The 12,247-nt window shown below is 71.9% G+C and carries 9 protein-coding genes; 3 read left to right on the forward strand and 6 right to left on the reverse strand.

The features are described from left to right. Window positions 1-14: 14 nt before the first annotated feature. From JHE00_RS08520 to JHE00_RS08535, 4 genes are all read right to left on the reverse strand, one after another. Window positions 15-950: a decaprenyl-phosphate phosphoribosyltransferase gene (locus JHE00_RS08520; protein ID WP_200316704.1), complete on the reverse strand. Its 936-nt coding sequence runs from the start codon at window positions 948-950 to the stop codon at window positions 15-17. Next, complete coding sequence (locus JHE00_RS08525) at window positions 947-1,507, reverse strand: phosphatase PAP2 family protein (protein WP_200316705.1); 561 nt, start codon at window positions 1,505-1,507, stop codon at window positions 947-949. Before JHE00_RS08525 ends, JHE00_RS08520 begins: the two co-directional genes overlap by 4 nt. Then, entirely contained in the window at window positions 1,500-2,723 is a 1,224-nt protein-coding gene (glf, locus tag JHE00_RS08530; protein WP_200316707.1) for a UDP-galactopyranose mutase, read from the reverse strand. The genes JHE00_RS08525 and glf overlap by 8 nt, the downstream gene beginning before the upstream one ends. A 205-nt stretch (window positions 2,724-2,928) precedes the next feature. Then, entirely contained in the window at window positions 2,929-3,810 is an 882-nt protein-coding gene (locus tag JHE00_RS08535; RefSeq protein ID WP_307831860.1) for an LLM class flavin-dependent oxidoreductase, read from the reverse strand. Window positions 3,811-3,877: 67 nt separating this feature from the next. On the opposite strand from JHE00_RS08535, the gene JHE00_RS08540 reads away from it, so the two are divergent. Continuing rightward, the gene (locus JHE00_RS08540) at window positions 3,878-4,693 is read left to right on the forward strand and encodes an HAD family hydrolase (RefSeq protein ID WP_200316709.1); all 816 of its coding nucleotides are present in this window, start codon (window positions 3,878-3,880) and stop codon (window positions 4,691-4,693) included. 6 nt (window positions 4,694-4,699) lie between these two features. Here the strand turns inward: JHE00_RS08540 and JHE00_RS08545 are convergent, their stop codons facing one another. Both JHE00_RS08545 and JHE00_RS08550 read right to left on the reverse strand, forming a co-directional pair. After that, window positions 4,700-6,379, reverse strand: a complete 1,680-nt coding sequence (locus JHE00_RS08545; protein WP_200316711.1) for a DUF8728 domain-containing protein — start codon at window positions 6,377-6,379, stop codon at window positions 4,700-4,702. Between the two features lie 76 nt (window positions 6,380-6,455). After that, window positions 6,456-7,850 carry an AMP-binding protein gene (locus tag JHE00_RS08550; RefSeq protein ID WP_200316713.1) on the reverse strand — a complete coding sequence of 465 codons (1,395 nt, stop codon included), beginning with the start codon at window positions 7,848-7,850 and terminating at the stop codon, window positions 6,456-6,458. Window positions 7,851-8,003: 153 nt separating this feature from the next. Here JHE00_RS08550 and JHE00_RS08555 point away from each other — a divergent pair, with 153 nt between their 5' ends. Both JHE00_RS08555 and JHE00_RS08560 read left to right on the forward strand, forming a co-directional pair. Beyond that, window positions 8,004-9,044: a DegT/DnrJ/EryC1/StrS family aminotransferase gene (locus JHE00_RS08555; protein WP_200316715.1), complete on the forward strand. Its 1,041-nt coding sequence runs from the start codon at window positions 8,004-8,006 to the stop codon at window positions 9,042-9,044. 8 nt (window positions 9,045-9,052) lie between these two features. Further along, a complete protein-coding gene (locus JHE00_RS08560) occupies window positions 9,053-12,217 on the forward strand; it encodes an AfsR/SARP family transcriptional regulator (RefSeq protein ID WP_230423172.1) in 3,165 nt (1,054 codons plus the stop codon). Window positions 12,218-12,247 lie beyond the last annotated feature (30 nt).

Genomic DNA, 12,247 nt, shown 5'->3' on the forward strand with positions numbered 1-12,247 from the left:
GAGAGCCGAAGGGCTCAGAGGTAGTACGAGAACACCAGCGTGATGATCCAGGAAGCGCCGAGGACCTGGAGGACGCGATCGCGCAGCGCGATCTCCTCCGGCTCCCCCGCGTTGCCGCCGTCGACGTCGACGGCGTAGCGCAGCACGGCGATGACGAACGGCACCATCGAGATGACGCTCCACACCGTGCCGTCCATGCGCTGCTGCTGCTCGAAGGCCCACAGCGAGTAGGACATGATCAGGATCGCGGCCGAGGTCGCCCACACGAAGCGCAGGTAGCTCGCCGAGTACTTTTTCAGCGACGACCGGATCTTCGCGCCGGTCCGCTCGAACAGCATGATCTCGGCGTAGCGCTTGCCCGCGACCATGAACAGCGAGCCGAACGCGGTGACCAGCAGGAACCACTGCGACAGGGCGATTCCCGTCGCGACACCGCCCGCGATCAGCCGCATCAGGAAGCCCGAGCCGACGATCGCGAGATCGACGACCGGCTGGTGCTTCAGACCGAAGCAGTAGCCGAGCTGGATGGCTTCGTAGACCAGCAGCACGATGAGCAGCCGCCAGTCGGCGATCAGGCTGATCGCACAGCCCGCGGCGAAGAACCCGACCGCGGAGACATAGGCCACCGGCACCGGCACGATCCCGGCCGCGATGGGCCGGTTGCGCTTGGTCGGGTGGGCGCGGTCGGCCTCGACGTCGACCGCGTCGTTGATGAGATAGACCGAGGACGCCACCAGCGAGAACGCCACGAAGGCGACCAGCGCTTCGGCCAGCACGCCGAGGTTGGCGATCTCCCCCGCCGTGAACGGCGCGGCGAGCACGAGGACGTTCTTGACCCACTGCCGGGGCCGCGCGGTCTTGACCACGCCGAAGGCGATCCCTACCGGGCCCTTTTTGCTGGCTGGAGTGGCGTCGGTGCCGACTTCGGCACGCTCGGTCGTCTCACTCATCGTGGTTTCCGCTTCCGTGAGTTCAGCTTGCGGCGCAGGATGCCACCGACAGCGCCACCCAGGGCCGCGCCGGCGAGCACGTCGGTCGGATAGTGCACACCGAGCACCAGCCGCGAAGCCAGCATCGGGGGCACCAGTGCAGGCACGAGGTTACGCCCCGTCAGTCCCGAGTAGAGCACGGCCGCCGCCGTCGTCGATGTCGCGTGCGACGAAGGGAAGCTCAACTTGCTCGGCGTACCCACCCCGACCTCGACGCTCGGGTGGTCGGGACGCTTCCTGCGGACGACCCGCTTGACCGCGATCGAGGCGGCGTGCGCCCCGACGACTCCGGCCGAGGCCACGAGCCAGTCCTTGCGGTGGGACTTGTCCACCGCCGCGCCGACCAAGCCGAGCGCGAACCAGCCCGCGCTGTGCTCGCCGAAGTGCGAGAGCCCGCGAGCGGCCTTCACCGTCGCGGGCCTCGCGATGGCCTTCTGCACTCCGGCCAGGACCGCGATCTCACCCGAGGCGGGCGGCACCTCGGCCTGCCCGCCCCTGTCCGGGTTCTGCTCAAGCATCGATCGACCCGTCGAGCGGCGCGCCGTCGCTCAGGTGCGGAGCGATCTTGTTGTCGAACACCGACAGCGCCGAGCCGATGGCCATGTGCATGTCGAGGTACTTGTACGTGCCGAGCCTGCCGCCGAAGAGCACGTTGCGCTCCTTGGCCTCGGTGCCTGCCAGCTCGCGGTAACGCTCGAGCTTGGCGCGGTCGTCGGAGGTGTTGATCGGGTAGTACGGCTCGTCGTCGTCGTTCGCGAACCGCGAGTACTCCCGCACGATGACCGTCTTGTCGGTCGGGTACTCCCGCTCGGGGTGGAAGTGCCGGAACTCGTGGATGCGGGTGTAGGGCACGTCCGCGTCGTTGTAGTTCATCACCGGGGTGCCCTGGAAGTCGCCGGTCGGGACGACCTCCTGCTCGAAGTCGAGCGTCCGCCAGCCCAGGCGGCCCTCGGAGTAGTCGAAGTAGCGATCGAGCGGACCGGTGTAGACCGTCGGCGTGCCCGCCGGGATCTGGTCCCGGATGTCGAAGTAGTCGACGTTGAGCCGCACCTCGATGTTCGGGTGGTCGGCCATTTTCTCCAGCCACGCGGTGTAGCCGTCGACCGGAAGGCCCTCGTAGGTGTCGTTGAAATACCGGTTGTTGAAGTTGTAGCGCACCGGCAGCCTCGTGATGATCGAGGCGGCGAGCTCCTTGGGATCGGTCTGCCACTGCTTGGCGGTGTAGCCGCGGACGAACGCCTCGTAGAGGGGACGGCCGATCAGCGAGATCGCCTTCTCCTCGAGGTTGTGCACGTCCTTGGCGTCGATCTCGTTCGCCTGCTCGGCAATGAGTTCGCGGGCCTCGTCAGGGGAGTGCGACTTGCCGAAGAACTGGTTGATGAGAGCCAGGTTCATCGGGAAGGCGTAGACCTGCCCCTGGAACTTCGCGAAGACCCGGTGCTGGTAGCCGGTGAAGTCGGTGAACTGGTTGACGTAGTCCCACACGCGCTTGTTGGAGGTGTGGAACAGGTGCGCGCCGTAGCTGTGCACCTCGATGCCGGTCTCGGGTTCGGCCTCGGAGTAGGCGTTTCCGCCGATGTGGTGCCTGCGCTCGAGCACGAGTACGCGCTTGTCGAGCTGGCTGGCGGCCCGTTCCGCCACGGTCAGGCCGAAGAACCCGGATCCCACGACGACAAGGTCGTATCCGGCGTACTCGCCTTCGCTGATCTCTGCAGGGTTGGTGTCCGCGCTCACGGGCGAGAAGGCTACCGGCGCGCCGTGGCCCTCGTGCGGCGAGGCTCCTTCGGCCCTTTCGGACCTGCCCCGAGCCCGCGCCTGCCTGCCGCACGAGGGCCGTAGCTCCCCGGCACCCCCGGGTTGTTCTTCCCGCGCCATGCGACAGGACCGACGAAGCCGGTCCGTGATCGGTTCCCGGACCAACGAGACTCACCCGTTCGGACTAACGCCCCTGCAACCCGGGGAGTAGTTCGTCGACGACCTGCTCGAGGACGGTCTCCCTGCCCTCGTAGGGCGTGCCGCTGCGCGGCCAGTGCGTGACGACGTCGGTGAAGCCCAGCTCGGCCGCCCTGCCCGCCGCGTCGGCGAAGGCCTCCTTGCTGGACAGCGAGAACACCGGGGCCGAGTCGAGGCTCAGGTGCCGCTGGATCCTGGCTGCGTCGCGGCCCTCGCTCTCGAGCGCACCGGAGAACCGCTCGGCCAGTTCGGCGACCCCGCTCCACCACTCGTCGAGGGTGTCGGCTGGCTTGCCGGTGGTGATCCAGCCGTCGCCGAGGTGCGCGGCCAGCGCGAGGGTGCGCGGCCCGTTCGCGGCGACGAGGAACGACGGGCGCGGCCGCTGGACCGAACCAGGCAGGTTCCTGGCGCCCCTCGCCGCGTAGTAGGTGCCGTCGTGATCGTGGTTGTCGGTGCGGAGCAGCCCGTCGAGCGCTTCGGAGAACTCGATGAAGCGGTCGGCCCGCTCCCTCACCGTGAGCTCCGGCTCGCCGAGCACCGTCGAGTCGTAGCCCGTGCCGCCCGCGCCGATGCCCAGCAGGAACCGGCCGTCGCTGACGTCGTCGAGGGTGATCACGTCGCGCATGAACGGGACGGGGTGCCGGAAGTTCGGAGAGGCGACGAAGGTGCCGAGCTTGATCCTCGAGGTCACCATCGCGGCGGCGGTCAGCGTGGGCACCGCGCTGAACCACGGGCCGTCGACGAGGTTTCTCCACCCGAGATGGTCGTAGGTCCAGGCGTGGTCGAAGCCGTATTCCTCGGCCGCCCGCCACTTGGGCTCGGCGGCCCACCACCGATCCTCCGGAAGAATCACAATGCCAACGCGCACGGGCACACACGCTATCGGTGGGGTACGACACGGCGGAGCACGGGCACGGCTCTGGGAAACTGGACTGGTGGAGAGACCCCGCCTGATCGCGTCCGACGTCGACGGAACACTGCTCTCGTCCGCCACCCACCTCAGCGACCGCACGGTCGACGTCGTCGGCAGGGCGGTCGACGACGGTGTTCCCGTGGTGCTGGTGAGCGGACGCCCGCCCCGCTGGATCCCGCAGGTCGCAGAGCAGGCGGGCCTCACCGGGCTCGCCGTGTGCGCGAACGGCGCGATCCTCTACGACATCGGCGCCGACCAGGTGCTCGACGTGCACGGCCTGCTCGACCCGGTGCTGCTGGCCGACGTCGCGAAGGCGCTCGACCACGCCCTGCCCGGCTGCAGGCTCGCCGCCGAGCGCATCGGCACGCGTGCGGTGGACCGGGACATGAAGAACTTCGTGATCGAGACCGAGTACCACAATCCGTGGGGCGACGGCGAGGGAACGGTGGTGCCCCGGGCCGAGGTCCTCGGGCACGCGGCGGTGAAGCTGCTGGTCAGCCACCGGAAGATGACCTCGGACGCGATGGCGGAGGCGGCCAGCGCCGTGCTCGACGGCACCGTGGACGTCACGTTCTCCTCCGGCGGCGGGCTGATCGAGCTCGCCGCCCACGGCGTCACCAAGGCCACGGGGCTCGCCGAGGTCGCGCGGCGGACGGGCGCCGACGCCGATGCCACGATCGCGTTCGGTGACATGCCCAACGACATCGAGATGCTGCGCTGGGTCGGCCACGGCGTCGCGATGGCCAACGCCCACCCCATCGTGCTGGCCGCCGCCGACGAGGTGACGGCGCCGAACTCGGAGGACGGCGTGGCCCAGGTGCTCGAGCGCTGGTTCTGACCGGTTCTAGCCGCAGCGCACGTAGTCGTAGCGCGGGTCGGCGTCGAGGCTCTCGATCAGTGAGGGCGCCTGCGCGCGCCGCAGGAACAGCGAGATCCACCGCTGCTCGCCGCGCACCTGGAACGTGGCCACCTCGTACAGGCCCGCGTACGCCGGGTTGATGCCGCAGTGCTGCCGGTCGGTGTAGCCCTCCGCCGTGTCGACCGCGACCGAGGGCATCCGCACGTTCACCACGTAGTCGTAGTCGTCGGCGGCGCCCGTGACCTCCACGCCCGTGCGGGCTATGTACTCGTCGGTGAGGCCCATGACGTCCACCACCACGATCCGGGAGCCCGCCGCGTACGCGAGCGCACCGCCCGCGTAGGTGCTCACGGCGGTACCGGGCTGCAGTCGCTCACCGAGCCACTCGCCGGTCTCGGCGAGCTCCTCCGTCGACGACCGCCAGTCGTGCATCGCGGGCGCCATGCGCGGGTGCGTTGTGGTGACCACCAGGGAGAGTCCGCACACGGCCATCGCCACCACCGGCACTGTGCGCCTGGCGACGAGCCTGCCCGCCCTCGGCTGCGGGGACGGCACACCGGCCGCGCCCGCCACGAGGAACAGCCCGTAACCCGCCGCGGCGGCGACCGCCAGCAGCGGTGGCACGGGTGCGAGCAGCCGCCACGCGGGCAGGTCGTCCCCGCCGATGGCCACGGCGAAGCTCGCGCACACCAGCGCGATCGCGAACAGCAGCCACACCAGCGATCGCGCCCGCGCCACCGGGCCGCCCGCGGGTCCCCTGCGGTTGACGAGGAACGCGATGGCGGCCACGGCGAGCAGCAGGAACACCTGGTAGACGAGCGAGAACCCGGCGAGGTAGTCCCAGCCGTCGCGCAGCTGGGCCGCCACCGCCGTCTCGCCGCCCGACTTCGCGACGACCGCGTTGGACACCAGGTGTCCGTAGTAGGTGACCCGCCAGGCCGTCCAGGGCACGAGCAGCACGAGCGCGCCCAGCACGTAGCCGGCGGGCGCCCACATCGTCGTGCCCCTGCGCAGCGCGACGCCCAGCAGCCACAGCCCGCACACCACGGCGACGAACAGCCCCTCCGGCCGCGTCATCACCGCCAGCGCCACCAGCACGCCGGCGACCACCGACCGGCCCCCTGCGAGCGCGCTGCCCACGCACAACACCAGCAGCAGGAACAGCGGCGTCTCCAGGCCTGACGGCCCGTAGGCGGCGAGCGAGCTGACACCCGCGGTCACCACGGCCGCGCCGACGCCGAGACCGGGCAGGCCCGGCCCGTCGGGTTCCGCGACGCGCACGATGCGGTTGACCAGGAAGTAGGCCGCGAGCACGCAGCCGAGCGCGCACGCGATTCCGAGCGCGACCGCGGCGGGTTCCACGTCGGCTCCGAACATCCCCCTCGGCAGGGCGATCAGCACCATCCACAGGAAGTTCGAGTAGCCCTCGACGCGCTCACCGGCGTTGAACACCGGGCCGTAGCCGTCGGCGACGTTGCGGGCGTAGCGGAACGTGACGTAGGCGTCCTCGGCGACGGTGGAGTACAGCAGCTGGTGCACCAGCGCGAACGCCATGGCGAGCACGAGCGCCGCCGCCCGCCAGGCCTTGCTGCTGTTGATCCGGCTCCAGCCCGCGACCACGAAGACGGCGAGCACGAGCCACAGACCTGCCGACCCGGCGACCACTCGACCACCCCCAGCCCACACCCCAGGACTCTCCGGGCAAAGCTAACGAGCCAGCGGCGCGGGGCGCGCTCCGGGGTCAGACTTGGCTCTCCAGCACGGTGTAGTCGATCTTGCCGCTGGCCTGCACCGGCACCCTGTCGATGGGGCGCACGTCGAAACCACTGGCGTGCAGGTGCATGAGGTCGGCCAGCGTCCTCGACACCTCCTTGCACGTCTCGGGCGAGGCGCTCTCGGCGAACAGCACCACCTTGTCGTCGGCCGCCACGGCTGCGGAGACCTCGATGCCGGCGCCGCGCACGGCGTGTTCGAGGTCGTCGAGGTTGACGCGGTTGCCGAAGACCTTGCCGATGCGCTTGAGCCTGCCCGTGATGAACAGGAACCCGTCCTCGTCGAGGTAGCCGAGGTCGCCCGTGTGCAGCACGCCGCCGTTGTCGTCGCCCGCCGCGAGCTCGGCCTCGGTGCCCGCGTAGCCCATCATCACGTTGGGGCCGCGGTACACGATCTCGCCGACGATCTTGGGGTGCGTTGTCTCCTCGCCGTCGTCGCGGCGGATGGAGAAGGCGCCGTCCCGCAACGGTTGCCCGGCCGAACCGAGCTTCTCGGCGAGCCGTTCCGGCGGCACGGTGGACATGCGCGGACCCGCCTCGGTCTGCCCGTACATCACGAAGAGCCTGCCGTCGACGCCGCTCATGGCGTCGTGGAAGTGCGAGACCAGCTCCGTGCGCAGCTTGCCGCCCGCCTGCGTCAGAGTGCGCAGGCTCGGGTAGCGCGCGGGGTCGAAGTCCAGGCGCCGCAACCGTTCGTAGTGGTAGGGCACCCCCGCCAGCGACGTCGCCTCGTGCTCGGCCACGGCGTCCCAGAAGCCCTGCTTGAACACCCCGGACGGCTCGATCACCACGGTCGCGCCGCGCACGAGGTGGGAGTTGAGCACCGACAGGCCGAAGCTGTAGTGCAGCGGCAGGCTCGTGGGCGCCACGTCGTCCACGGTGATGTCGAGGGTGTCTGCGATCGCGTCGGCGTTGGCCAGCAGCGCGGCGCGCGAGAGGCGCACGAACTTGGGATCGCCCGTGGTGCCGCTGGTCGACAGCAGCACGGCGAGGTCGGAGTGCGGCGGCACGGCCTCCGCCGTCGCGCGGACCCAGTCGCCGCCGGAGGCCGTGTACCCGGTGGGCGGCGCGGTGTCGGGTGCCGAGAGCACGGCCGCGGGCCGGAACGTGGTGACGAACCGGTCGAGCGCTGGGCCGTCGAGCAACGGGTCGAGCAACGCGACGGCACGCTCCGCCTCGAACGCGGCGACGTAGCGCAGCACGCCCTCGAGGTCCACGCGCGTACGCGAGAACACCGCACCCTGCGGCAGTGCGGCGAGTTCGTCCCGCGCGCGCACCACCTCGGCGACGAGCTCGTCGCCCGCCAGGGTCCGGTCGCCTGCAACGTCCACCAGTCGGGCGCCATCGCCCAGCAGCGTGGTCACAACACCTCCGTGCGCCGCGCCGTCGCGACGGGCGCGGTCGGGTGAATCCGGTTTGCCACGGCAACACTTTCGTTGGCCCGTGGGCGTCTTGCTGCTTTCATGACCGGGCGATCACCTTACCCGTCAGGTCCCCCAGGAAAGAAGAAGTCCCGCATGATCCCGCTGTCCGTGATCGACCTTCGCGACGCCGAGGCGCACGTGGCCGAGGTACTCCGATCGGGTCGGGTTTCGCGGGGTCCGGTGCTGGAGACGTTCGAACGGGAGTTCGCCGCCGTCGCAGGGACGCGCTACGCGATCGCGGTGCAGGGCGGCACGGCGGCGCTGGTCACAGCGTTGCGGGCGCTGGGACTGCGGGCAGGTGACGAGGTGCTCACGTCGCCGCTGCTGCCGGTGGCCACGCTCGACGCGATCGTCGAGGCGGGGGCCACGGCGCGCTTCGCCGACATCGCGCGCGACGACTTCGCGCTGGACCCCGACGCGGCCGCGGGCGCGATCACGACGGCGACGCGGGTGCTGCTGCCCGCGCACCTGTTCGGGCAGACGGGTGATCTCGCCAAGCACGCGGCGATCGCGGCCGAATCGGGGCTGCGGTTGGTGGAGGACGCGCAGCAGGCGGCGGGCGCGACGTGCGCGGGCGCGCCCGCCGGGTCGTTCGGGCTCGGATGCTTCTCCACCCCGGAGGCCGGCGTGGTGACCACCGACGACGCCGAACTGGCCGGGCGGCTGCGCGACGAGGCCAGGCACGTGGTGCTGCCGGAGCTGCACGCGGCGCTCGCCCTGGCACGGTTGGAGCGGCTGAGCGCGACCACCGCGGCGCGGCGCTACCACGCACAACGGCTCACCGAGGGCCTGCGCGGGACGCCCGGCCTCGACGTCCCCCGCGCCCTGCCGGATCGCGAGCACGGGTGGCAGCAGTACTCCGTGCTGATCGGCCCGCACGCGATGCTCTCGCGCGACGAGCTGGCCGACGCGCTCACCGAGCGCGGCGTCGGCAACGGCGTGTGTCACCCGCGGCTGGTCTTCGACCACGACCGGTACGCGAGGCACCCGCTCGTGCCGCCGGTGAGCCCGCGCGACTTTCCCTCCGCCTCGCGGGTCAGCGAGGAGATGCTGACGCTGCCGGTGCATCCGGCGCTGACCGAGACCGACCTCGACACGATCATCGACGTCGTTCGGGAGGAACTGGGCGCGTAGTGCCCGCGATGTCCGGAATACTCGGCGGCATGCGCTTCGGCATCCTCGGTCCGCTCGACGTGCGCGGGCCTGGCGATGCCCCGGTGTCCGTGGGAGGGCCCAAGGTTCGCGCGCTGCTCGGCCTGCTGCTGCTCGAACCCGGCCGCATCGTGGGCACGAACCGGCTCGTGGACGGCATCTACGGCGACGCACCTCCCCCTGGCACGGCGAACGCGCTGCAGTCACAGGTGTCGCGCCTGCGCCAGGCACTGCCCGGCCTCGTGGAACGCCATCCGGGCGGCTACCGGCTCGCCGTGGCCCCCGCCGACGTCGACGCGCACCGGTTCGCCGAACTCGCCGCCGAGGGCAGGACGGCGCTCGCGGCGGGGCAGCACGGCGTGGCCTCGAAAGCGCTGCGCGAGGCGCTCGCGCTGTGGCGCGGCCCCGCGCTGGCCGACCTGCCCGAACTCGCGGGCGCGCACGCCGCCCGGCTCGAGGAGCTACGGCTGTCAGCCGTCGAGGACCGCGTCGACGCCGACCTGGCCGCCGGCGACCCGGAACCGCTGGTTCCGGAGCTGCGCGACCTCGTCGCGGAGCATCCGCTGCGCGAACGGCTGCGCACCCGGCTGGTGCTGGCACTGCACGCGTGCGGACGAAGCGCCGAGGCGCTGAGCGCGTTCGACGAGGCCCGCCGCCTGCTCGCAGACGAGCTGGGCGTGGACCCGTCCCCCGAACTGGCCGACGCGCACCTGACGGTGCTGCGCGCGGAACGGGCGGATCCGCCCAGGAATGGGCTGCCCGCGCAGCTCACGAGCTTCGTCGGGCGCGACGCCGAGCTGGCCAGGGTGACGTCGGCGCTGGCGAGTGCCCGGCTGGTCACACTCACCGGGCCGGGCGGCACCGGCAAGACGCGGCTGGCGATCGAGTCGGCCCGCGCGCATCCCGGCGAGGTCTGTTTCGTGGAGCTGGCCCCGCTCGGCGACGGGGCGGATCCCGCACAGGCGGTGCTCGACGCACTCGGGCTGCGGCAGACCGCGCTCGGCGCCCGCTCGCGCGGCGACCGGCCTGCCAGGCAACGGCTCGTGCACGCGCTCGCCGAGCGCGACCTGCTGCTCGTACTGGACAACTGCGAGCACCTGGTGGAGCAGGCCGCCGAGCTCGCGGGCGAGCTGCTGGGCGGCTGCGGTGGCCTCCGGGTGCTCGCCACGAGCAGGGAGGCGCTGGGCATCACGGGAGAGGCACTGTGCCCGGTGCCGCAGCTGGCCCTGCCGCCGCCGCACGCGCCCACCGAGGACGCGCTGGACTACCCGGCCGTGCGCCTGTTCACCGAGCGCGCGGCCGCCGTCGCGCCCGGATTCGCCCTGGACGCGAACACAGCGGACACCGTCGTGCACATCTGCCGGGCACTCGACGGGTTGCCGCTCGCGATCGAGCTGGCCGCCGCGCGGGTGCGCTCGCTGCCGGTCGAGGAGGTCGCGACCCGGCTCGACGATCGCTTCGCGCTGCTCTCGCGCGGCAGCAGGACCGCGGCGCCCCGGCATCGCACGCTGCGCTCGGTCGTGGAGTGGAGCTGGGACCTGCTCGACGACGAGGAGCGGCAGCTCGCGCGGCGCCTCACGGTCTTCGCGGGCGGCGCGACGATCGAGGCCGCACACCGTGTGTGCGGACTCGACGTCAACGCCGTACCCGAGGTACTGAGCGGCCTCGCCGAGAAGTCGCTCGCCGACCTCGGCGCCGACGGCCGTTACCGGATGCTGGAGACGGTGCGTGCGTTCGGCGCGCACCAGCTGGACGCGGCGGGCGAACGGGACCGGCTGCACCGCGCCCACGCCGAGTACTTCCTCACGGTGGTCGACGAGGCGCAGGGCCACCTGGTCACGGCGGCACAGCTGGAGTGGATGCGCAGGCTGGACGCCGACCACGACAACCTGCACGCGGCGATGCGCTGGGCCATCCGCTCGGACCCGCCCCTCGCGCTGCGGTTGCTGGCCTCCCTGATGCCCTACCTGTGGCTGCGCGGCAGGCGCACGGAAGCCACGACGCTCGCGGGCGAGCTGCTGGGCGTGCTCGAACCGGGGATGCCCGACGGCCTCGAGGAGGAGTACGCGATGTGCGTCTTCTCCGCCGCGTTCGTGGACCCCGAGGTGGACAGGCTCGCCGAGCACCGACGGGCCGTGCACGCCGAGGCCACCCGCATCAGGCGGCCGCCGGAGCACTCGTTCCTGCTCGTGCTGTGGGGCGCGGCCAACGGCATTCCCGAACAGAACACCACCGATCACCTGCTGCGGCAGAGCATCGGGGCCTCGGCCGACCAGTGGAGCCGGGCGCTCGACCACTTCGGCTGGGGCATGCTGCGGATCTACGCGGGAGAGGTGCCGCTGGCCCAGCAGAATTTCGCCGCTGCCCGCGAGTTCTTCGGTGAACTGGGCGAGCGCTGGGGCCTGGCGCTGACGCTCAACGAGCTGGCCAGGCTCACCGGCTGGCGGGGTGAGCACGCGGAGGCGGTGGCGCTGTTCGACGAGGCGCTGGAGCTGGCCGGGCAGCTCGACGCGCTGGAGGACAGGGCCGAGGTGCTGTTCCTGCGCGGACAGGCCCACCTGCGGGCCGGATCGCGCGAGCGGGCCGAGGCCGACTTCGTCGAGTCGGAGCTACTGGCGCGCAGGCTGGGCACCCGCGAGATCGCCGCGTCGGCGCGCGGCGGGCTCGGCGACCTGGCCCGGCTGGACGGCGACCTCGCCGAGGCGGCCCGGCTCTGCGAGCAGGCCCTGGCCGACTGCCCGAGCGGGCTGTTCGGGTTCGACGAGGTGCGGGCGAACCTGGAGGTCTCGCTGGGGCGCATCGCCGAGGCCAGTGGCGAGTACGCCGAGGCGCGGCGGCGCTTCCGCGACGCGGCCCGGTCCGGGCTCGGCCGCTCGGACGTGCTGGTCGCGGCACTCGCGGCGGAGGGCCTCGCCGCGGTGTCGCTCGCGGAGGGCGACGCGGCGGGAGCGGCCCGGCTGCTGGGTGCGGGCACGGCGGTGCGCGGCGGGGCGATCGCGGCCGACCCCGATGTCGAGCGCGTGGCCTCGGGCGCGAAGGCCGCACTGGGCGAGACCGGGTTCGCGGCGGCGCACGCGGCGGGCCTGGCGCTGAGCCAGCGCGAGGCGCTGGAGCTGGCCGGGCTGACGGGGCTGACGGGGCTGACGGGCGGCTGAGGGCACCGTCTGCGCCCGTCAGTGTTCGGT

This window comes from Prauserella cavernicola, from assembly GCF_016595675.1.
GTDB classification, from domain to species: Bacteria; Actinomycetota; Actinomycetes; order Mycobacteriales; family Pseudonocardiaceae; genus Prauserella_A; species Prauserella_A cavernicola.

What these genes read in the sequence shown, in the direction of transcription:
- JHE00_RS08555 (WP_200316715.1), top strand. Translation starts at nt 8,004, where the DNA reads ATGATCCCGCTGTCCGTGATCGACCTTCGCGACGCCGAGGCGCACGTG.
- JHE00_RS08520 (WP_200316704.1), bottom strand. Translation starts at nt 950, where the DNA reads ATGAGTGAGACGACCGAGCGTGCCGAAGTCGGCACCGACGCCACTCCA.
- JHE00_RS08560 (WP_230423172.1), top strand. Translation starts at nt 9,053, where the DNA reads ATGTCCGGAATACTCGGCGGCATGCGCTTCGGCATCCTCGGTCCGCTC.
- JHE00_RS08525 (WP_200316705.1), bottom strand. Translation starts at nt 1,507, where the DNA reads ATGCTTGAGCAGAACCCGGACAGGGGCGGGCAGGCCGAGGTGCCGCCC.